This is a genomic window from Pantoea sp. MQR6 (genome assembly GCF_022761075.1).
Taxonomy (GTDB): domain Bacteria; phylum Pseudomonadota; class Gammaproteobacteria; order Enterobacterales; family Enterobacteriaceae; genus Pantoea; species Pantoea phytostimulans.
Map to the genome: position 1 here is coordinate 273,408 of NZ_JAKYXB010000001.1, position 20,443 is coordinate 293,850.

Consider the following 20,443-nt stretch of genomic DNA (forward strand, 5'->3'; position numbering starts at 1 on the left):
TCGGTCCCGATTCACAGGTGAAAACAATGAGTAAAGCGCAGTCATTGCTGACGCGTGATGGTGAGCGCATCGCCATAACCCACGGATTACGCACGCCTTTCTTACGCCAGGCCAGCGGCTTTCATGGCATTCCCGCTGTAGAATTAGGCCGCATGCTGATAAGCGAACTGATGGCGCGTAGCGAATTGCCGGTTGAAGTGATTGAGCAACTGGTGTTTGGCCAAGTGGTACAGATGCCGGAAGCGCCTAACATCGCCCGTGAAATCGTTCTCAGCAGCGGCTTAAGTGTTCATACCGATGCTTACAGTGTCAGCCGTGCTTGCGCGACCAGTTTTCAGGCAGTCGCTAACGTTACGGAAAGTTTACTGGCGGGCACGATTTCGGCGGGCATTGCTGGCGGCGCAGATTCCTCGTCAGTGTTGCCAATTGGCGTGAGTAAAACCCTGGCGCGGGCGCTGGTGGATATGAACAAAGCGCGCAGCTTCTCGCAAAAATTGCAGATTCTGCGTCGCTTGCGTCCGCGTGATTTACTGCCAGTACCGCCTGCGGTAGCGGAATTTTCAACTGGGCTACGCATGGGTGACACAGCAGAGCAAATGGCAAAAAGCCATGGCATTACGCGTGAAGCACAAGATGCGCTAGCACTGAGATCGCATCAGCGCGCTGCAAAAGCCTGGCAATCAGGCGTGCTGAATCAAGAAGTGATGGCCGCTTTTGTGCCGCCGTGGAAAGCGCCGATTGATCAAGACAACACGGTGCGGATGGATGCCAAAGCAGAAGATTATGCACGTTTGCGTCCCGTCTTTGATCGTCAGCATGGCACAGTGACTGCGGCCAACAGTACGCCGCTTACCGATGGCGCTGCTGCGGTGGTTTTGATGCGAGAAGGGCGTGCGCGTGAGCTCTCGCTTAAACCGCTGGGCTATCTGCGCAGCTACGCGTTTACTGCCATTGATGTCTGGCAAGATATGTTACTCGGCCCAGCTTACGCTTCACCGCTGGCGCTGGATCGCGCCGGTATTACTCTGAATGATTTGACCCTGATAGATATGCACGAAGCCTTTGCCGCACAAACCTTAAGTAATTTGCAGATGTTCCGCGATGAGCGTTTCGCCCGTGACGTACTTAATCGTCCTCACGCCTTAGGCGAGGTCAATGAAGAACGTTTCAACGTGCTCGGGGGTTCTATCGCGTATGGGCATCCTTTCGCTGCCACCGGCGCACGCATGATCACTCAAACCTTGCAGGAATTGCGGCGACGCGGTGGCGGCTTAGGCTTAGTGACCGCCTGTGCTGCGGGCGGATTAGGTGCGGCTATGGTTTTGGAGGTCGAATAATGGAACAGAACGCTTTTCATTTGCAGATGCGCCTCGACCACGTTGGCATTATCACTATCGATGTGCCTGGCGAAAAGATGAATACCCTAAAGGCAGAATTCGCTGCGCAGATAGCGGCCATTATTGGTGAGGCACGCCGCAATAAACAATTGGCAGGCTTGGTGCTGATCTCGGGTAAGTCAGACAACTTTATTGCGGGTGCAGACATTAGCATGATTGATCGCTGCCAGACGGCGCAGGAAGCCGAAGCGCTGGCGCGACAAGGCCAGGAAGTGATGGCATCCATCGCGGCGCTGCCTTTTCCTGTGGTGGCGGCGATTCATGGCGCGTGCCTGGGCGGCGGTCTTGAACTGGCGCTGGCCTGTGATGCGCGCATCTGTTCACTGGATGATAAAACCCGGCTGGGGCTGCCAGAAGTGCAGCTGGGTTTACTTCCCGGCTCAGGCGGAACACAGCGTCTGCCGCGTTTGATCGGCGTGCAACAGGCGCTGCCGCTGATGCTGACCGGTAAAACGTTGCGCGCTAAGCAAGCGCGTAAGCTTGGCGTGGTTGATGATGTTGTGCCGCAGGCGATCCTGCTCGAAACCGCGATTGCACGTGTGAAGCAAGGCAAGAGCAATCACCGCATTTTGCCGATGCGCGATCGTTTGTTACAAGGGCCGCTTGCCCGCCAGGCGCTGTTTGCGCTAGCAAAACGCCAAACCGAAAGCAAAACGCACGGCAATTATCCTGCAGCAAAACGGATTATCGATGTCGTGCGAATCGGGCTGGAGCAGGGCAGCCGCGCCGGTCATGACGCTGAAGCGCAGGCTTTTGGCGAACTGGCAATGAGTCCCCAATCTGCGGCTCTGCGTAGCCTGTTTTTCGCGTCGACAGCGTTGAAAAAAGAGCGTGGCGGAGAGGCTGAAGCACGGGTCATTCAGCGTGTTGGCGTATTAGGTGGCGGCTTGATGGGCGGCGGCATTGCCAGCGTCAGCGCTATCAACGCGGGTTTGCCGGTGCGTATCAAAGATATCAATCTTGCTGGCGTTAATCATGCCCTGCAAACCAGTTGGGCGCTGTTGAGCAACAAGGTAAAACGCCGCCATCTCAGCGCAGCGCAGCGCGATCAGCAGATGGCGCGTATTACCGGCGGCACCGATTATCAGGGCTTTTCGCAGCGTGATTTGGTGATCGAAGCGGTTTTCGAAGATCTGGCTTTAAAACAGCAAATGGTCAGCGAAGTTGAAGAGCATTGTCTGCCGCACACTATTTTTGCGTCAAACACGTCATCATTACCGATTGCTCATATTGCGGCAAACGCGCAGCGTCCCGAGAACGTTATCGGCCTGCACTATTTTAGCCCGGTGGACAAAATGCCGTTGGTTGAAGTGATTCCACACGCAGCAACGTCTGAACACACGCTGGCCAGCACCGTGGCGCTGGCGCGCAAGCAAGGCAAAACTGCCATTGTGGTGGCCGATAAACCGGGTTTTTACGTTAACCGTATTTTAGCGCCCTATATAAATGAAGCGATGCGTTGCCTGCTTGAAGGTGAGCCGATTGATCATATTGATCGTGCGTTGGTGAAATTCGGTTTCCCCGTTGGGCCGATCCAGCTACTGGATGAAGTAGGCATCGATGTTGGCAGTAAAATCATCCCGATTTTGCAGCAGGCTTATGGCGAGCGTTTTGCGGCACCCGACGCTTTTGACGTTGTGTTAAAAGAGGGACGAAAAGGGCGCAAAAACGGCAAAGGTTTCTATTTATATGGCACGGATCGCAGACAGAAAAAGCCCGACACGTCGATCTATACCTTGTTGAAGGTAAAAGCGGTGGCAAAACTCGATGAAGCACAGATCGCTGAACGCTGCGTAATGATGATGCTGAACGAAGCGGTGCGTTGTCTGGATGAACAGGTGATTCGCCTGCCACGCGATGGCGATATTGGTGCGGTATTTGGGATTGGATTTCCGCCGTTTTTGGGAGGGCCTTTTCGCTATCTCGACCAGCTTGGCGCAGCACACGTCCTGAACACATTAAACCGCCTTAAGCAACAATATGGCGAGCGATTTACCCCGTGTGAAGCGCTGGAAAAGGCAGCGCAACAGCAGCAGAAATTTTACATTTCTCTATAAAATGGAATAACCGCACCGATTCAGCGGGTTAGACCGGTGCCGCAAAAGTCTGCGGCACCGCACGGTTCTGAGATGTGCTTATTTAATAAACAACCGGTTGACTATACTGAAGCCATTAAGGTACAACACAGCGTTCATTCGCAGAATGAAGAGTCAGACGCTCAGCGTCGGGCGATGTCGACAAACTACAGCGGTGCTTTATGCAAGTTTTTATCATGCGTCACGGCGATGCAGCTCTGGAAGCAGCAAGCGATTCAGTCAGGCCTTTAACGCTTTGTGGATGTAATGAATCACGCCAAATGGCGAGCTGGCTCAACAGTCAAGCGCCAGACATTGAACGTGTTTTAGTAAGCCCTTATTTGCGCGCGGGGCAAACGCTCTCAACAGTTCGTGAAGCGTTGTCTCTGCCTGTCGAAGAGGACGTGTTACCTGAGTTGACGCCTGGCGGCGATCCGGGTTTGGTGGCGTGCTACTTACAGACGCTGGCAAATGAAGGCGTGAAATCAGCATTGGTGATTTCGCACTTGCCGTTGGTGGGTTATCTGGTTTCTGAACTCTGCCCGCAGGAAGCGCCGCCGATGTTCGCCACTTCTGCTATTGCCTGTGTGGATTTTGATGCCAGCCAGAGCGAAGGCAAATTAAAGTGGCAGGTCAGTCCGTCAAAACTGGCGAAAGCTATTTAATGCCCATGGGCCGAATGATCGGCCCAATCCCTTCTCAAGGTAGCTCGGGCGGTTGCCACTCTTCAATTTCAATCAATACCAGCAGCGCAGCATCGCCGCCGAACATCTTGGGTGCCTGATGAAAAGCCATGACAAACGGATGCTGAGCCAGCCATAACGGCGTTTGCTGTTTCAAAATATGCTTACCGTGGCCGGTCATCACACTGGCGCAAAACAGATGTTCTCGTCGACAGGCTGCAATCAATGCGCCTAATTCCTGCTTAGCCTGCTGCTGCGTTAAACCATGCAGATCGAGAAATATCTCTGGCGTATAGTCGCCACGCCGCAATTTTTTCAGTTCAAAATGGCTGACATCGGCACGTACATAGCGCGTTGCGCCTTCTGTCGACAGCAGCGGCTGGAATTCATCAGAGAAATAATGACTATTATCTGCCTGCTCGGAAAGCAGGCGTTTCGTGGGCACTTGGCGGGTTTTCACCACCGGTTTGTGCACGATCGTGTCTTGTTTCAGCTTACGCGTGCCGGTCATCAACTGGCGAAACAGCGATTTATCGTCCTGGCTAAGGGGCGTTTTTTTACTCATGGCGGGTAAATTATGTCAGAAAAGGCTGTTTTCAGCGGATGGCGTTACCTTACCGTTAAGTGTCATTAAATGTCAGCTTTTTCACCTCACCGCGCTGAATTCTCTCCGGCTTCATGGCACACTATCGGCCGATTTAGCAAAAGGCCTGCGGAGGGCTACGTGGACAAAATTTTCGTCGATGAGGCAGTGAACGAACTGCACACCATTCAGGACATGCTGCGCTGGGCGGTTAGCCGCTTTTCCGCTGCCGGAATTTGGTACGGACATGGCACAGACAATCCTTGGGACGAAGCCGTTCAGTTAGTCCTGCCGTCCCTCTGGCTACCGCTCGACATCCCTGAAGATATGCGTAACGCGCGTCTGACCGCCAGCGAGCGTCACCGCATCGTTGAGCGTGTAATTCGTCGCGTTAACGAACGTATTCCGGTTGCTTATTTGACCAACAAAGCCTGGTTCTGTGGTCACGAATTTTACGTTGATGAGCGCGTCTTAGTGCCGCGTTCACCGATTGGTGAACTGATTGATAACCGTTTTGCCGGTTTAATCAGTGAAACGCCACATCACATTCTGGATATGTGTACTGGCAGCGGCTGTATCGCCATTGCCTGCGCTTATGCCTTCCCAGAAGCCGAAGTGGATGCGGTAGATATCTCTACCGATGCGCTGGCTGTCGCCGAACAAAACATTGAAGAGCATGGCTTAATTCATCACGTCACGCCGATCCGCGCTGACCTGTTTCGTGGCCTGCCTGAATTAAAATATGACCTGATCGTTACCAATCCGCCGTATGTGGATGCGGAAGATATGGACGATCTGCCAAACGAATATCGCCACGAACCGGAACTTGGTTTGGCTGCGGGCAGCGACGGTTTGAAACTGGTACGCCGCATTCTTGCCTGCGCGCCAAATTACCTGAGCGAGCAGGGCGTGTTGATTTGCGAAGTGGGCAACAGCATGGTGCACATGATCGAACAATATCCTGATGTGCCGTTCACCTGGCTGGAATTTGATAATGGCGGCGACGGCGTGTTCATGCTGACGCGCCAGCAGATTGTCGACGCACAACATCATTTTTCTTTTTTCAAAGACTGAAAGCGGGGCGAGTGCTCGCTCTGAGAACCGTAACAAGGAATCAAAATGGCCGGAAACAGCATCGGACAATTTTTTCGAGTAACCACCTTTGGTGAGTCCCACGGTATTGCGCTGGGCTGTATTGTTGATGGTGTGCCGCCGGGCATTCCGCTCACCGAAGCCGATATTCAGCACGATCTCGATCGTCGTCGTCCGGGTACGTCACGCTACACCACGCAGCGCCGTGAGCCCGATCAGGTGAAAATTTTGTCTGGTGTGTTCGAAGGCATCACCACCGGCGCTTCGATTGGCTTGTTAATTGAAAACACCGATCAGCGCTCGCAGGATTACAGTGCGATCAAAGATCTGTTCCGTCCCGGCCATGCTGATTACACCTACGAACAGAAATATGGCCAGCGCGATTACCGCGGCGGCGGACGATCTTCCGCTCGCGAAACCGCAATGCGCGTAGCGGCAGGCGCCATTGCCAAAAAATATCTGCACATGAAGCACGGCGTAGTGGTGCGCGGCTATCTGGCACAGATTGGTGATGTCGCATGCGAGCTAAAAGATTGGAGCATCGTGGAAGAAAATCCGTTTTTCTGCCCGGATGCTGACAAGCTGGAAGCGCTGGACGAATTGATGCGCGGTCTGAAAAAAGAGGGCGACTCAATCGGCGCCAAAGTCACGGTGATGGCTGAAAACGTTCCACCAGGTCTTGGCGAGCCGGTGTTTGATCGTCTTGATGCTGATTTAGCCCATGCACTTATGAGCATTAATGCCGTAAAAGGTGTTGAAATTGGTGATGGCTTTGCCGTCGTTAATCAGCGTGGCAGTGAACATCGTGATGAGATTCGTGCCAACGGTTTCCAGAGCAATCATGCGGGCGGCATTCTTGGCGGCATCAGTAGTGGTCAGGTGATCAGCGCTAACCTGGCAATGAAACCGACGTCCAGCATTACCGTGCCCGGTAAAACCATTACCCGCGAGGGTGAAGAAGTGGAGATGATCACCAAAGGTCGCCACGATCCCTGCGTAGGGATTCGCGCGGTGCCGATCGCTGAAGCGATGATGGCGATCGTGTTGATGGATCATCTGCTGCGTCAGCGTGCGCAGTGCGCTGATGTCAATTCCACTGTGCCGCGCTGGTAATTCAATGAAACGTCTTCTGCTCACGCTTTCCGCGCTGGTGATTAGCGCATCCAGCCTGGCGGCAACGCCTTGGCAGCGCATTCAGCAGCCGATTGCGGGTGCGCCGCAGTCAGTCGGCGGCTTTGCTAATGGCTGTATTGTGGGTGCGCAGGCTTTGCCGCTTAATGCGCCAAATTATCAGGTGATGCGTCAGGATCAGCGTCGCTATTTTGGACATCCTGATTTGATTCAGTTCATTCAGCGCTTAAGTACTCAGACGCATAATTTGCAATTGGGCAATGTGCTGATCGGTGATATGGGCATGGCAGCGGGCGGACGTTTCAGCAGCGGACACGCCAGTCATCAATCAGGATTGGATGTGGATATTTGGTTGCAGCTCCCCAAAACGCGCTGGACATCGCAGCAGTTGTTGAAGCCGCAACCGCTGGATTTGGTTGCGCCCGGCGATAAAAACGTTGTCGCGCGCCATTGGCGTCCAGAAATTGACAGCTTGATCAAACTGGCGGCGAAAGATGAAGAAGTATCACGTATCTTCGTCAATCCAGCGATTAAAAAGCAGCTTTGTGCCGATGCAGGGAACGATCGTGAATGGCTGCATAAAGTTCGTCCCTGGTTTGCGCATCGCGCTCACATGCATGTGCGTCTGCGTTGTCCGCAAGGCAGCAGTGAATGTCTCGATCAAGCTCCGCCACCGCCGGGCGATGGTTGTGGCGCAGAGCTACAGAGCTGGTTCTTACCCAAACAACCCGGTTCAGCGCCTGTAAAACGCGAACCGCCGCCGCTGCCAGCGGCTTGTCAGGCATTACTGGATAAACATTTACTGTAAGGGATGTCATGGATTGGTTCGTCGTCAGCCCGCTGCTGGTTGGGCTGCTGTTCTTTGTTGCCATGCTGGCGGGCTTTATTGATTCTATTGCGGGTGGCGGTGGCTTGTTAACGGTGCCTTCATTGCTGGCGGCTGGCCTTTCTCCCGCGCAGGCGTTGGCGACCAACAAGCTGCAATCAGTGGGCGGTTCATTCTCTGCCAGTCTCTATTTTATTCGTCGCGGCGCGGTCAAATTAAACGAACAATGGCTCAACATCGCCATGACCTTTGTCGGGTCGGTGATCGGTGCCGTACTGATACAGCGGCTTCAGGCTGATATGTTACGTCAGGTTTTACCGATCTTGCTGATTGCGATTGGGTTGTGGTTCCTGTTAATGCCTCGCATTGGTGAAGAGGATCGCGCGCGTCGCCTTTACGGTTTGCCGTATGCGTTGATAGGTGGCGGAACTATCGGTTTTTACGACGGCTTCTTCGGCCCCGGTGCCGGTTCTTTTTACGCGCTGGCTTTCGTAACGCTGTGCGGCTACAACCTCGCTAAAGCCACCGCCCACGCCAAAATTCTTAACTTCACCTCCAACTTTGGCAGCCTGCTGTTTTTTATGTTTGGCGGCAAAGTGGTGTGGGGAACCGGCGTGATTATGATGCTCGGCGCATTCTGCGGCGCGCGTCTCGGCGCAAGATTGGTGCTGACGCGTGGTCAGAAGCTGATTCGTCCGATGGTGGTGATTGTCTCAGCGGTAATGAGTATCAAACTATTGTGGGACAGCCACGGTAGCAGCATTATGGCGTGGTTCGCCACGCTGCACTTGTAATGGATGATGCCAAATGGCGCCTATTTCCTCTCAAAATGACAGCATGAACACAACACATCACTATGAGCAGCTGGTTACGCTGTTTGATCGCTGCTTCAGCGACGACTTTCAGACCCGTCTAATTAAAGGCGATGACGAACCGATCTATCTTCCGGCAGATGCCGAATCGCCGTGGAACCGCGTGGTTTTTGCTCACGGTTTCTACGCCAGCGCGCTGCATGAAATCTCACATTGGTGTATTGCCGGTGAAGCACGCCGCAAACTGGTTGATTTTGGTTATTGGTATTGCCCGGATGGCCGCGACGCGTTGACGCAAAGTCAGTTTGAAGCGGTAGAAGTGAAGCCGCAGGCGCTGGAATGGATGTTTTGTGTTGCGGCAGGCTTTCCCTTCAACGTGAGTTGTGACAATCTCGAGGGAGATTGTGAGCCGGATCGCATTGCTTTCCAACGTAAGGTTCATGCTCAGGTCATGTCTTATTTGGAGCAGGGTATACCCGCACGACCCGCGCGTTTTATTGCAGCATTAGCTAAATTTTATGGCAGGCCTTCGTTGACGGCCTCACAGTTTCCCTGGCCGGAAGATCTGTGACCTGTGAAGGCACATCAAAAAGAGGAATTGAGATGATCGCAGAATTTGAAGCGCGTATTCTGGCCCTCATTGACGACATGGTTGAACACGCCAGCGACGATGAGCTGTTTGCCAGCGGTTATTTAAGCGGCCACCTCACGCTGGCTGTCGCCGAAATCGAACGACTGGATGAGCACACGCCTGAAGCATTACAGATTCACGTTACACGCAGTCTGCAGAATGCGATTGCCGCAGGCGAGTTATCACCGCGCGATCAAGCGCTGGTGGTAGGCATGTGGGACAATCTGTTTTTGCAGGCGCGCAAATCGGCCTGAATATGCAGGGCGGCATGCCGCCCTCAACCCACTTTTTTACCTTTCAGCAGTTTTCTCACCCAATAACGATTCGGATTAAGCGCTGCTAACGTAGCGGCATCTAACGGCTGCGGTTCACCTGCCAGTTGCGCCGCCAGCACTTCTGCGGCCAAAGGTGCGCTGCACAAACCGCGCGAACCCAGCGCACCAAACAGGTAAAGTTGTGGATAATGTGGCGCATCAGCGATATCGCCATTTTGCGCACGCTGTGCCGGTAAATCCTGATATTGCGCCAGCGTAGCGGCATAGTCTGGCGCGCTACCGACCATCGGTAAGTGATCGCGGGTTGCGCAACGCACGCCGATACGCGCTTCCCCGGCACTGACATCAACCTGCTTAGCCCAAGGGCTTTCAGGCAGGCAATGAAGTAAACGCGTACGGTTTTCCTGCTGATCGGCTTCGCGATAATCAGATTCGGTTTCACCACGACGGTAGCTGGCACCGATGCAGTGCGTGCCAAATTGCGGGCTGATCGGCGTTAAATAGCCGTCGTAACAGAGTACTGTTTGCAGTGCGTCCAGTCCCGGCGTAGAAGGCACATGACTCACCTGGCCCGCCACCGCGTAAACCGGAAGCTGCTCGGTTAACGAAAAGTCCGTTAAGGCGTGTCCACTCGCCAGCACCACAGCGTGATGCTGCACTGCAGCAGAATCAGCAAACTGTAACGTCCAGCTTTCTTCCTGATAAGTCATATCAGTCACACGATGCAGCCAGTGAATCCGCAAGCCTTGTTCTTCACCGCGAGCCAGCATCGCGGCAGTCAACTCTGCAGGGGAAAGCCAGCCGCCTTGCGGATAAAAAATCCCGCCGCAGCCCAACGGTAGATTGGCCAACGCTTCAGCCTGCTGTTGATCCACGCCATGCGCTAACGCATCGGGCAAGGCCATCTTCAGCATCTGGTCAATTTTCGCCGCGCTTTTTTCATCCCATCCCAGTTGCAACACGCCGCTCCAGCTGTGCTCATATTGAACCGGTAATTGATCGTATAAACGACGCGCGAAACTGAAAGCGGCAGGGAAAAAGGTCGCAAGTGCGGGGTCGTGTTGATTGAGCAACGGATAAAGCGCGCCCTGACGGTTGCCTGACGCGCCCAGCGCGGGCGCGTCATCGGCGCAGTAAAGCGTTACGCGCCAGCCTCGTCGCAGCAAAGCCAGCGCCAGCGTCGCGCTGGCTACGCCGCCACCGATTAAGGCGATCTCCCGCTGTCGCGCGGCGGGTCGAGAATACCAGGGTTGGCGCACAGGTAGCGCGGGTGCGGCCGCGAGTTGACCGCATAGCATTTCGCGTTTAGGTCCAAAACCTTTGCGTCGCGTGACGGCGAAACCGGCGTCTTGTAATCCACGACGGACAAAACCAGCGGCGGTAAACGTGGCAAACGTGCCGCCATGCCGTAGCAATGTTGCCATGGCGTTAAACAGTTCTGGCGTCCACATATCTGGGTTTTTCGAGGGGGCAAAGCCATCCAGAAACCACGCATCAACCTGACGATAAAGGCTGTCATCGAGGCTATGAATTAATGCATTAATATCGCCTAACCACAGGTCAAGGGTAATGCGTCCGCCATCAAAAAGCAGGCGCTGACAGCCGGGCAGAGCGATCGGCCATTGCTGTTGCAATTGTTCTGCCCACGGGGCGAGTTCAGGCCAATGCCGCAGTGCCGCGATTAAATCATTCTGCGTTAAAGGAAATTTCTCAAAGCTAATGAAATGCAGACGCTGCAATCTGGCATTGGGTTGCTCAATGCGAAATGCCTCAAAGGCTTGCCAAAGCGTAAGAAAATTGAGCCCGGTACCGAATCCACTCTCAGCAACGATCAATAAATCTCGCTCATGATGGGCGAAACGCTGTGGAAATTGGTTGCCGCCAAGGAAGACATAACGCGTCTCTTCAAGGCCGTTATCGTTAGAGAAATAGACATCTTCAAAGGCTCGGGAAACAGGTGTACCCTGTTCATTCCAGCTTAGTTCGGCGTGTTCGACCGGCGTTGATTTCACGGCAAAGGCTCATTTTTCAGGCAGTGGCGCGATTTTAGCGACCAGCGTGACATGACGCAAATTTACAAAAGGAAATGGCTGATCGGACTTGTTCGGCGTACAAGTGTAAGCTAGAGTGCACGTCAATCCAAAAGATGTGGAAGAGGACTATTGAATGAAACGTGCGGTGATTACTGGCTTGGGGATCGTTTCCAGTATTGGTAATAATCAGCAAGAGGTGCTGGCATCTCTGCGTGAAGGCCGTTCTGGCATCACATTTTCTCAAGAGATGAAAGATTCCGGCATGCGTAGTCACGTCTGGGGTAACGTTAAGTTAGATACCACCGGCCTCATCGATCGCAAAATCGTGCGTTTTATGAGTGATGCGTCCATCTATGCTTATCTTTCCATGGAAGAAGCGATTAAAGATTCTGGCCTGACCAACGAAGCCTATCAGAACAACCCACGTGTGGGTCTGATTGCCGGTTCAGGTGGCGGTTCTCCGCGTTATCAGGTGTTCGGCGCAGACGCAATGCGTAGCCCGCGTGGCCTGAAAGCAGTAGGTCCGTATGTCGTGACTAAAGCGATGGCGTCAGGCGTTTCAGCCTGTCTGGCTACACCTTTCAAAATTCACGGTGTGAACTACTCAATCAGCTCTGCCTGTGCGACCTCTTCACACTGTATCGGTAATGCGGTTGAGCAAATTCAGCTGGGCAAACAAGACATCGTGTTTGCTGGCGGCGGTGAAGAGTTGTGCTGGGAAATGTCCTGCGAATTCGACGCCATGGGCGCGCTTTCTACCAAATATAATGAAACGCCTGAAAAAGCTTCTCGTACCTATGACAACGACCGCGATGGCTTTGTTATCGCAGGCGGTGGCGGTATGGTTGTGGTCGAAGAGCTGGAGCACGCGCTGGCACGTGGCGCACACATCTACGCTGAAATCGTAGGCTACGGCGCAACATCCGACGGCGCTGACATGGTTGCACCATCAGGCGAAGGCGCAGTGCGCTGCATGAAGATGGCGATGCAGGGCGTTGATACCCCAATCGATTATCTGAACAGCCACGGTACTTCAACGCCAGTGGGCGATGTGAAAGAGCTGGGTGCAATCCGTGAAGTGTTCGGTGATAACACGCCTTACATTTCTGCAACCAAAGCCATGACCGGTCACTCATTGGGTGCAGCGGGCGTGCAGGAAGCGATTTATACCCTGCTGATGCTGGAGCACGGCTTTATTGCGCCAAGCATTAACATCGACTCGCTGGATGCAGCGGCAGAAGGTATGAATATCGTGACTAAGCCGACTGAAAAAGCGCTGAAAACCGTTATGTCTAACAGCTTCGGTTTCGGTGGCACCAACGCGACTTTGACGATGCGTAAGTATCAGGCTTAAGGTTTCACCTCATCTTTACCTCAAGGGTCGGCTTGCCGGCCCTTTTCTTTGACATAATTCTAACCCCTTGCCAGAATTCCCTTTCGCTCGACTGTGGTGTAGTCCTGCCTTAACGACCATTCTCGTTACGTAAGCGTTCACGTTAACCAACGCGTAAATCTTCTGTTACGACAGAAGGCGCGCGCGTCGTTGGTTTTTGCCGTCATGGCACGTCTCAGAACAAGGAGTTACGTTAATGTCCTCTTCAGCCGCTGAATCGCAAGTTCAGTCGACCTTTCCTTTGGCTTGCACCTCGCTGGCCGTATTCCTGACTTATCTCACTGCGGGCCTGGCTTTGCCGGTTATCCCGCTCTATGTGCATCAAGAGTTAGGAATGAACAACGTGATGGTGGGCATCGCGGTTGGCATTCAGTTCTTTGCCACTTTACTCACGCGCGGTTTTGCCGGACGTCGAGCCGATCAGCATGGCGCAAAACTCACCACGCAACACGGCATGTTAGCGATAGCCTTAGTGGGGCTGGCTTACCTCGCTGCTGCGCTGCTGCCGGTGCCAATAGAGGCGAAGTTCGGCTTGCTGTCGATAGGTCGTTTGCTGCTCGGCTTTGGCGAAAGTTTGCTGCTGACCGGTAATCTGACATGGGGCATGGGTTTAGTTGGGCCAAAACGTTCTGGTTTGGTGATGTCATGGAACGGCATGGCGATTTATGGATCGCTGGCAGCGGGCGCGCCGCTCGGCTTGCTGCTGCATCAGCAGGGGGGTTTTGCGCTGTTGGGCGCGGTTGCCGTCGTGCTGCCGCTGATTGCGCTGGGGTTGAATAATTGGATCAAAGCCGTGCCGGTTGTCGGCGGCGAGCGGCCTTCGCTGTTCAGCGTGGTACGCAGCATTTTTCAGCCGGGGCTCGCGCTCGCGCTGCAAGGTGCCGGTTTTGCGGTGATCGGTACTTTTACCTCGCTCTATTTTGCTGCACAACACTGGGGCAATGCGGGCTTTACCCTTACCGCATTTGGCCTGGCGTTTGTGCTGGTGCGTCTCCTTTTTGGTGGCTTGCCGGATCGGTTGGGTGGCGTAAAAGTGGCGATGATTTCGCTGCTGGTGGAAGCCTGCGGATTGCTATTGCTGGGACTGGCAACGCAAAGTTGGATGGCATTAATGGGGGCTGCTTTGACCGGCTGCGGTTGCTCACTGATCTTCCCGGCGCTGGGCGTAGAAGTGATTAAACGCGTTTCTCCGCAGGTGCGCGGCACCGCGCTTGGGGGCTTTTCTGCATTCCAGGATGTCGCTTACGGAGCCAGCGGGCCGCTCACCGGATTGCTGGCGACCGCGCTGGGTTACGGTTCTGTCTATTTGGCAGGTGCGTGCTGCGCGGTACTCGGGATTTTAGTTACCTGGCGCTTTGCGCGTCAGCCGCAAACAGCTTAGCCAGCTTGTCACATCCGGCAACGATTTCGCCGGGTGTGAGAGCAGAAAAGCCCAGTAGCCAACCTGGCTGTCGAATATCACTGGTATATAACGGGCTTAGCCTCGGCAGTTGCAATCCTGCTTGCGCGGCGAGGTTGGTCAGCCTCGCTTCATCTCCCTGCTTCAGTGATACCGCCATTTGCAAGCCGCCTGTGCGGGCCATTGGCGTGATCCACGGCGCAAGGCGCTGCTCAATTTGCTCTATTAGCAGGTCGCGGCGACTGCGATAAAGCTGCCGCATTAAACGCAAATGGCTGGTGAAGTGACCTTGCTGCATAAACTCGGCGGTAATCGCTTGCGGCAACAGGGCGCTGTGTCCATCCATGACGCTGCGCGCCTGACCGAGAGGTATCACCAGTTCAGGGGGTACCACCATCCAGGCCAGCCTCAGTGAAGGAAACAGTGATTTTGAAAACGTCCCTAGCGTGATGACGCGACTATGCGAATCCAGTCCTTGCAGCGCTGGCGTCGGGCGTTCGTCATAGTGAAATTCACTGTCGTAATCATCCTCAATTAGCCAGCTGCGATGACGCCGCGCCCAATCAAGCCAGGCTAAACGGCGCGCTAAACTCATGGTGACACCCGTTGGATAATGATGCGCAGGCGTCAGATACATCAACTTTGCTGCCCCAGAGTGGGGTTTCGCGCCTTCCTGATCCAGCGCAATACCGCGACAGTTTGCACCTGCCGCGAGAAAAGCATTACGCGCGCCGGGATAGCCCGGTTCCTCCAGCCAGACTTCATCACCCGGATCGAGAAACATCAGCGCCAGAAGCTGTAGCGCCTGCTGTGAACTGGTGAGCATGATCACCTGTTCGGGTTGGCAATGTATGCCACGCGACAAGGCCAGATAATCTGCCACCGCATGGCGTAAAGGCTGATAACCCAGCGGATCGCCGTAACCCATCACCGCGCTGCCAAGCGAACGCTGCACAGTGGCGCTGATTCGCCGCCAGATTTGCTGAGGAAAGGCGCGAAGTTCTGGCGAACCGGCGGCAAAAGCCTGTGGAAAGAGCGGATCCTGGCAACCCCCGGTTGCTAATACACGGTTACCGCGCAGGGAGAAGTGAGGCAGTTGCGTTAACGCCGTGCTGCGCGCTTTATTGGGCATGGTGATAGCCACAAAACTGCCGCGCCCGATTTCACGTCGTAAATATCCTTCGCTTTCCAACTGCGCGTAAGCCGCTTCCACCGTCACACGCGACAGGTTTAAATCCGATGCCATTTGTCGCGTCGAGGGCAGCTTTTGATCCACGGACAAGTGGTGATTCGCTATCGCCAGACGCAGCGTGGCGCACAAACGTTCACGCAGTCCGCCCGACGCTTGATGATGGAAGAGTTGCAGCAGCGGTGTGCTCATATTGGTCTTATTGTGAGAGATAAATGGGTATCAATGAGCAGTCCACTTTGCCGTAAACTGGCTGCACTTCACAACAGGAGAATCACCATGTCATCTGTATTACGTTTTCCGCCCGTTTCTTCGCAGCAAAGTCTGGCGTACCTGGAAACCAAATTGGCTTATTACACGGATGCGTGGGATCTCGCCGAAGATTTGGCGCAGCAGATGAGTGAAATTGTGGTGATCGATGCACGATCAGCGGAGATCTATCGCGCTGGGCACATTTGCGGCGCCATCAGCTTTCCTCATCGCATTATGGATGAAGCATCAACAGCACAGTTAGATCGCAGTAAACTCTATGTCACTTACTGCGATGGCATTGGCTGCAATGGCTCAACGAAAGCGGCGTATAAGCTCGCCACCTTGGGTTTTCAGGTGAAAGAGTTGATTGGCGGCCTGGATTTTTGGAAGCGCGATGGCCATCCGATGGCGTGGGGTAATGCGCCAGGCGAATGGCCAGGCGCAATTTCAACTACAGGCGATGCCGCATCCTGCGGCTGCTAATGCAGCGTCTTTAAAGGACGATCCACAATAAAAATGCAATCACCAGCAAGGCGATGAAGATGACCAGCAACGGCCGCTGCGCCAGCGGTTGGAGTGACGGCGGCAAGGAGGCCGCAATGGGTGCCCAGATTGGCTGAGGTTTGATTTCACTGGCGGCCAAAGGCTGCTCAGACATTTTTTCAGCCCGACGTGAGAACAAAAAGTTCAGCAGATCCTGCGTTTGGGTAGGCGTAAGCACAGTTTGCGGTGTCGCCTGGAATCGCTGCTGGCTGTAATCCTCCATCATGCGCTGTTCGGTCTGCGCCAGCGGCTGCTTCAGCGAGGCTTCCAGCAGTTGCAGCGTTGGCGCGCTGTGCTGACTCAGGGTTTGACGCACCTGTAAATATTGCGTCAGCAGCGGGAAATGGCGTGATGGGATCGGATCGCCGCTGGTAAGGTTCACCAGTTTCAACGCTGAGGCCCACAATTTGCCGCTGGATTCGCCCGTTGCGGCGGCCAAACGAATGATCTGTTGGTTCAGGGTGTGATGCTCAGCCGGTAACAGGCTGCGATCGCTGGAGCGCGTTTGCTGCGGCTGCGGAATCGCCATTTGGCCATTTTGCAGCATGGTCAGCACCTGACGTAGCTGATCCTGACTCAAGGCACTTAAAACGGTTTGACCAAACTGCTGCCGAATAAAGTCGCTCACCGCCTGACGATTGTTGCCCTGCGGCAGTAAATCGGTTAGCTGGGTCATCAACTGGCGCGTCGCGTGGCCGGTTTGTGCTTGCGTCAGGCGCACCGTGAGGTATTGCTCGGCAGCAGGAAAATGACGTGACTGCAACTCGGCGTCACTCTTCACATTCACTTCACGGCGTATACCAGACCAAAGCTCAGGCGCTTTAAGATTGCTCAGCGACAAAATGCGCACAATCAGGCGTTCCAACGTGGTGCGTTGCGCAGGAGAGAGTGGCTGTTCTCCAGGCGCAGAACCGGGACGAGGTGCGCCCGTTTGCGGATTTACAGATGAACGATCGCCGACCGGCACACCGGGGCCGCTAACAGGTTGCATGGCGGATTCCTTGGGGAAAACAGAACAGCGTGGGGTGCGCCGGAATGAGAATGCGCCATGATAACAAAAGCCCCCGGGAAATCCCACGGGGGCGCTCGCGTTTCGGTGGAATTACTCAGGGATGAGCTTCAGGCGCATACGGCGCCAGCGCTTCCAGGCAAAAGGCACCACCAAGACGGCAACCGCTAAGATCAGCAGCACTTTGCAAATCAGACTTTCCCACAGGATCGGCAAATTACCGTTACTGATTGAGAGCGCGCGCCGCAGATTCTGTTCCAGCATTTCACCTAAGACAAAACCCAGGATCAGCGGAGACATGGGGAAATCCATTTTACGCAGAATATAACCAAAGACACCCAAGCCAACCATTAACAGCAGATCAAACGTGGTGCTGTGAACCGCATAGACGCCCACGGCGGAGATGGCCGCAATGGTGGGGACCAAAAACCACAGCGGAATCGTCAGCATGCGGGCAAACACGTTGATCATGGGAATGTTCATGATCAACAGCATGACGTTGCCAATCAACAGTGCGGCGATCAATCCCCACACGATGTCTGGCTGTTCAATAAACATCGCAGGGCCGGGCGTGATGTTGTAGAGCGTTAACGCACCCACCATGACTGCGGTGGTGCCTGAGCCGGGAATGCCCAGCGTGAGCATTGGAATAAAGGATCCGCAAGCCGATGCGTTGTTTGCCGCTTCTGGCGCTGCCACGCCGCGAATATCACCTTTACCAAACTGGTCGCTGCCGCTGATTTTCTTTTCAGTCATGTAAGCAATGGCGCTGGCGATGGTGGCACCTGCGCCGGGTAACACACCGACGAAGAAACCGATAAACGACGATCGCAGCGTGGCACCGGCCGTCATCGCGGCCTCTTTCATGTTGAACATCATGCGACCGCTGGCGCGCACCGCTTTCTGCCCAGAATGGGTGGATTCCAGCATCAACAAGATTTCACTCACCGAGAACAGACCAATTACCACCACCACAAACTGAATGCCATCAGAAAGATGCACACTGTCGAAGGTAAAGCGGTAAACGCCGGTATTCGCATCAACGCCCACGGTCGCCATGCCGAGACCGATTAATGCGGCCAGAAAAGATTTCAACGGATTTTGACTCATCATGCTGCCGAGGCAGGCAATCGCGAAAACCATCAGCGCAAAATATTCAGCCGGACCAAATGCCAGTGACCAGTTTGCCAGGAGCGGGGCGAATAAAATAATGCCGAGAATGGCAATGGTAGAGCCGACAAAGGAACTCACCGCAGAAATCGACAACGCTACGCCCGCTTTGCCTTGCTGCGCCATCGGATAGCCATCCAGCGCCGTCATAATGGCACCGGCATCGCCTGGCACATTCAGCAAAATGGATGAGATGCGACCCCCATATTCACAACCGATATATACCGTTGCCAGCAAGATCAGCGCCGATTCCGCCGGCAAATGCAGCGCGTAAGCCAGCGGCATTAAAATAGCGACGCCATTGATCGGGCCGAGACCCGGCAACAAACCCACAATGGTGCCAATAAAACAGCCGATCAAGGCGATTATCAGGTTTTCGGGCGTCATGGCGACGGCGAAACCCTGCATCAAAAAAGACCAGGTATCCATGATATTCTCCTTAACTCAGCCAGCTGCCCATGGGCAGCGTCACGTCCAGCAAGCGGTCAAAGGCGTAAAACAGCGTCAACCCCATGATCACGCCGGAAAGCGCTGCCGCCCACCAACGTGCACCAAACAGCATGCCGATGCCAAACGTCAACAACGTGGTGCAGAGCGCGAAACCCAGAGTTTCAAACAGCCAGCCATAAAGCATCAGCATCAGCGCCAGTGCGACTAAACGCTTTAATGTGCCCTGAGTAGGCCATTGAATAGTGTCTGGTTTACGAAACAGCATCAGCAGGGCGCAGATCGCCATCAAACCCAAAATCGTCAGGGGAAAAGGGCGCGGGCCAACCGGTTCGTAGCTGTATTCGCTCTGAATTTGCCAGGCTATCACCATGCCGCCGAGGCAAAGTGCAAGCCAAATAGCCGCAAAAATACGATCGCTCATCATGTGCTCCGGTTATTTAGCCAGGCCGAAAGATTTCGCCTGATCGCGATAAGAGGCGACCTGATTTTTGACATAGCTGTCGAGTTCTGCACCAAACAGGTTGAATTCAAACAGACCGCGCAGATCGCGCTGTTTTTGAAATTCCGGCGTATTCACCATCTTTTTAAAGGCGTCTTGCCACCATTGATACTCGGCATCGCTGACTTTTGGACCCAAATAGAAGCCGCGAATAATCGGCCATTCGATGTTAAAGCCCTGTTCTTTAGCGGTCGGCACATTCGCCAGCGGGCCAGGCAAACGTTTATCCGCCATCACAGCCAGCACGCGCATTTTTCCACCTTGCAGATGCGGCACCATTTCGCTCATGTCGCCAGAAACCACCTGAATATGATTACCCAACAGCGCAGTAACCGGCTCGCCGCCACCTTCAAACGCGACGTAACGCATCTTGCGCGGATCAATGCCTGCTTCACGCGCCAGCAGCGCGGTTTTCATCCAGTCCTGGCTGCCAATAGATGCGCCCGCGCCAACCACCACTTTGGTGGGATCTTTCTTCATCGCCTCCATCAGCTCACCAAGCGTTTTCCATGGGGCATCTTCACGCACTGCAATCATGCCGTAATCGGTGCCGACTGCTGCCAGCCACTTCACGTCGTCTACTGAATAGCGACCAAATTTGCCTTGAGAAAGGTTAAGCAGCGAGCCGCCGGAGAAGGCGACCACCGTGCCCGCTTCGGCGGGGCGCTGCGCAATAATGGCGTTGTAGGCAACCGCACCCACGCCGCCGGGCATATAAGTGACGCGCATCGGTGAATCGATCTGTTTTGTCTCCTGCAATGACACTTGCAGGAGTTTGCAGGTCAGGTCAAAGCCGCCGCCAGGCTTGGCAGGCGCAATACATTCAGTACGTTTGGGCGCATCGGCGGCAAAAGTAGCGGGAACCAGTAAGGCCAGTAGGGTTGAGGCTAAGGTGGTGCGGATTATTTTTTTCATCTTTCGCTCCCTTGTTCTTCCAGAGTGTGATTGCTGCCGAATATTCGGCGTTGCTGAATTGTTAAAACAGTTACCTTTCATTTACC

The 20,443-nt window shown here is 54.3% G+C and carries 19 protein-coding genes; 12 read left to right on the forward strand and 7 right to left on the reverse strand.

Annotation, left to right across the window (positions count from 1 at the left end; all coding sequences use genetic code 11):
* Window positions 1-26 precede the first annotated feature (26 nt).
* The 3 genes from fadI to sixA all read left to right on the forward strand — a co-directional run bounded on the left by fadI (window position 27) and on the right by sixA (window position 4,137).
* On the forward strand, window positions 27-1,337 hold the full coding sequence (gene fadI, locus MUG06_RS01290; protein ID WP_215846047.1) for an acetyl-CoA C-acyltransferase FadI: 1,311 nt from the start codon (window positions 27-29) through the stop codon (window positions 1,335-1,337).
* Window positions 1,337-3,454 (forward strand): fatty acid oxidation complex subunit alpha FadJ, encoded by a 2,118-nt coding sequence (gene fadJ, locus MUG06_RS01295; protein WP_243077494.1) that lies wholly within the window; start codon window positions 1,337-1,339, stop codon window positions 3,452-3,454. Before fadI ends, fadJ begins: the two co-directional genes overlap by 1 nt.
* A gap of 200 nt (window positions 3,455-3,654) precedes the next feature.
* Window positions 3,655-4,137, forward strand: a complete 483-nt coding sequence (gene sixA / locus MUG06_RS01300; RefSeq protein ID WP_215846050.1) for a phosphohistidine phosphatase SixA — start codon at window positions 3,655-3,657, stop codon at window positions 4,135-4,137.
* Window positions 4,138-4,171: 34 nt separating this feature from the next.
* Here sixA and smrB read toward each other — a convergent pair whose 3' ends face one another.
* Entirely contained in the window at window positions 4,172-4,720 is a 549-nt protein-coding gene (gene smrB / locus MUG06_RS01305; protein ID WP_215846051.1) for an endonuclease SmrB, read from the reverse strand.
* A gap of 159 nt (window positions 4,721-4,879) precedes the next feature.
* Between smrB and prmB the strand changes: the two genes are divergently transcribed.
* Genes prmB through MUG06_RS01335 form a run of 6 tightly spaced genes read left to right on the forward strand, consistent with a single transcriptional unit; the run spans window position 4,880 to window position 9,484 of the window.
* The gene (gene prmB, locus MUG06_RS01310) at window positions 4,880-5,812 is read left to right on the forward strand and encodes a 50S ribosomal protein L3 N(5)-glutamine methyltransferase (protein WP_215846053.1); all 933 of its coding nucleotides are present in this window, start codon (window positions 4,880-4,882) and stop codon (window positions 5,810-5,812) included.
* A gap of 45 nt (window positions 5,813-5,857) precedes the next feature.
* Window positions 5,858-6,943 (forward strand): chorismate synthase, encoded by a 1,086-nt coding sequence (gene aroC / locus MUG06_RS01315; RefSeq protein WP_215846055.1) that lies wholly within the window; start codon window positions 5,858-5,860, stop codon window positions 6,941-6,943.
* A 4-nt stretch (window positions 6,944-6,947) separates the two neighbouring features.
* Complete coding sequence (gene mepA / locus MUG06_RS01320; protein WP_215846056.1) at window positions 6,948-7,769, forward strand: penicillin-insensitive murein endopeptidase; 822 nt, start codon at window positions 6,948-6,950, stop codon at window positions 7,767-7,769.
* A gap of 8 nt (window positions 7,770-7,777) precedes the next feature.
* Window positions 7,778-8,581 carry a sulfite exporter TauE/SafE family protein gene (locus tag MUG06_RS01325; protein ID WP_243077495.1) on the forward strand — a complete coding sequence of 268 codons (804 nt, stop codon included), beginning with the start codon at window positions 7,778-7,780 and terminating at the stop codon, window positions 8,579-8,581.
* A 43-nt stretch (window positions 8,582-8,624) separates the two neighbouring features.
* Window positions 8,625-9,170: an elongation factor P hydroxylase gene (locus tag MUG06_RS01330; protein WP_243078470.1), complete on the forward strand. Its 546-nt coding sequence runs from the start codon at window positions 8,625-8,627 to the stop codon at window positions 9,168-9,170.
* 32 nt (window positions 9,171-9,202) lie between these two features.
* A complete protein-coding gene (locus MUG06_RS01335) occupies window positions 9,203-9,484 on the forward strand; it encodes a YfcL family protein (protein ID WP_215846060.1) in 282 nt (93 codons plus the stop codon).
* Window positions 9,485-9,507: 23 nt separating this feature from the next.
* Here the strand turns inward: MUG06_RS01335 and mnmC are convergent, their stop codons facing one another.
* Window positions 9,508-11,517, reverse strand: a complete 2,010-nt coding sequence (gene mnmC, locus MUG06_RS01340) for a bifunctional tRNA (5-methylaminomethyl-2-thiouridine)(34)-methyltransferase MnmD/FAD-dependent 5-carboxymethylaminomethyl-2-thiouridine(34) oxidoreductase MnmC (protein WP_243077496.1) — start codon at window positions 11,515-11,517, stop codon at window positions 9,508-9,510.
* Window positions 11,518-11,671: 154 nt separating this feature from the next.
* Between mnmC and fabB the strand changes: the two genes are divergently transcribed.
* Both fabB and MUG06_RS01350 read left to right on the forward strand, forming a co-directional pair.
* Window positions 11,672-12,892 carry a beta-ketoacyl-ACP synthase I gene (gene fabB / locus MUG06_RS01345; protein WP_215846062.1) on the forward strand — a complete coding sequence of 407 codons (1,221 nt, stop codon included), beginning with the start codon at window positions 11,672-11,674 and terminating at the stop codon, window positions 12,890-12,892.
* A gap of 235 nt (window positions 12,893-13,127) precedes the next feature.
* Entirely contained in the window at window positions 13,128-14,312 is a 1,185-nt protein-coding gene (locus MUG06_RS01350) for an MFS transporter (RefSeq protein WP_243077497.1), read from the forward strand.
* On the opposite strand, the gene MUG06_RS01355 is transcribed toward MUG06_RS01350, so the two are convergent.
* Entirely contained in the window at window positions 14,275-15,711 is a 1,437-nt protein-coding gene (locus MUG06_RS01355; protein ID WP_243077498.1) for a PLP-dependent aminotransferase family protein, read from the reverse strand. The two genes, MUG06_RS01350 and MUG06_RS01355, sit on opposite strands and share 38 nt — an antisense overlap.
* An 87-nt stretch (window positions 15,712-15,798) precedes the next feature.
* Here MUG06_RS01355 and MUG06_RS01360 point away from each other — a divergent pair, with 87 nt between their 5' ends.
* Window positions 15,799-16,254: a rhodanese-like domain-containing protein gene (locus MUG06_RS01360; protein ID WP_243077499.1), complete on the forward strand. Its 456-nt coding sequence runs from the start codon at window positions 15,799-15,801 to the stop codon at window positions 16,252-16,254.
* A gap of 10 nt (window positions 16,255-16,264) precedes the next feature.
* Here the strand turns inward: MUG06_RS01360 and flk are convergent, their stop codons facing one another.
* The 4 genes from flk to MUG06_RS01380 all read right to left on the reverse strand — a co-directional run bounded on the left by flk (window position 16,265) and on the right by MUG06_RS01380 (window position 20,357).
* Window positions 16,265-17,305: a flagella biosynthesis regulator Flk gene (flk, locus tag MUG06_RS01365; RefSeq protein WP_243077500.1), complete on the reverse strand. Its 1,041-nt coding sequence runs from the start codon at window positions 17,303-17,305 to the stop codon at window positions 16,265-16,267.
* 111 nt (window positions 17,306-17,416) lie between these two features.
* Complete coding sequence (locus MUG06_RS01370) at window positions 17,417-18,922, reverse strand: tripartite tricarboxylate transporter permease (protein ID WP_243077501.1); 1,506 nt, start codon at window positions 18,920-18,922, stop codon at window positions 17,417-17,419.
* Between the two features lie 10 nt (window positions 18,923-18,932).
* Window positions 18,933-19,364 carry a tripartite tricarboxylate transporter TctB family protein gene (locus tag MUG06_RS01375; protein WP_243077502.1) on the reverse strand — a complete coding sequence of 144 codons (432 nt, stop codon included), beginning with the start codon at window positions 19,362-19,364 and terminating at the stop codon, window positions 18,933-18,935.
* 12 nt (window positions 19,365-19,376) lie between these two features.
* Entirely contained in the window at window positions 19,377-20,357 is a 981-nt protein-coding gene (locus tag MUG06_RS01380; protein WP_243077503.1) for a tripartite tricarboxylate transporter substrate binding protein, read from the reverse strand.
* Window positions 20,358-20,443 lie beyond the last annotated feature (86 nt).

Bases quoted from the DNA above. Each gene is read 5' to 3' on its own strand.
- fadJ (WP_243077494.1), top strand. From the start codon at position 1,337: ATGGAACAGAACGCTTTTCATTTGCAGATGCGCCTCGACCACGTTGGC.
- MUG06_RS01380 (WP_243077503.1), bottom strand. From the start codon at position 20,357: ATGAAAAAAATAATCCGCACCACCTTAGCCTCAACCCTACTGGCCTTA.
- MUG06_RS01370 (WP_243077501.1), bottom strand. From the start codon at position 18,922: ATGGATACCTGGTCTTTTTTGATGCAGGGTTTCGCCGTCGCCATGACG.
- aroC (WP_215846055.1), top strand. From the start codon at position 5,858: ATGGCCGGAAACAGCATCGGACAATTTTTTCGAGTAACCACCTTTGGT.
- smrB (WP_215846051.1), bottom strand. From the start codon at position 4,720: ATGAGTAAAAAAACGCCCCTTAGCCAGGACGATAAATCGCTGTTTCGC.
- MUG06_RS01350 (WP_243077497.1), top strand. From the start codon at position 13,128: ATGTCCTCTTCAGCCGCTGAATCGCAAGTTCAGTCGACCTTTCCTTTG.
- MUG06_RS01335 (WP_215846060.1), top strand. From the start codon at position 9,203: ATGATCGCAGAATTTGAAGCGCGTATTCTGGCCCTCATTGACGACATG.
- mepA (WP_215846056.1), top strand. From the start codon at position 6,948: ATGAAACGTCTTCTGCTCACGCTTTCCGCGCTGGTGATTAGCGCATCC.
- flk (WP_243077500.1), bottom strand. From the start codon at position 17,305: ATGCAACCTGTTAGCGGCCCCGGTGTGCCGGTCGGCGATCGTTCATCT.
- MUG06_RS01325 (WP_243077495.1), top strand. From the start codon at position 7,778: ATGGATTGGTTCGTCGTCAGCCCGCTGCTGGTTGGGCTGCTGTTCTTT.
- MUG06_RS01330 (WP_243078470.1), top strand. From the start codon at position 8,625: ATGAACACAACACATCACTATGAGCAGCTGGTTACGCTGTTTGATCGC.
- MUG06_RS01360 (WP_243077499.1), top strand. From the start codon at position 15,799: ATGTCATCTGTATTACGTTTTCCGCCCGTTTCTTCGCAGCAAAGTCTG.
- fabB (WP_215846062.1), top strand. From the start codon at position 11,672: ATGAAACGTGCGGTGATTACTGGCTTGGGGATCGTTTCCAGTATTGGT.
- fadI (WP_215846047.1), top strand. From the start codon at position 27: ATGAGTAAAGCGCAGTCATTGCTGACGCGTGATGGTGAGCGCATCGCC.
- MUG06_RS01355 (WP_243077498.1), bottom strand. From the start codon at position 15,711: ATGAGCACACCGCTGCTGCAACTCTTCCATCATCAAGCGTCGGGCGGA.
- MUG06_RS01375 (WP_243077502.1), bottom strand. From the start codon at position 19,364: ATGAGCGATCGTATTTTTGCGGCTATTTGGCTTGCACTTTGCCTCGGC.
- sixA (WP_215846050.1), top strand. From the start codon at position 3,655: ATGCAAGTTTTTATCATGCGTCACGGCGATGCAGCTCTGGAAGCAGCA.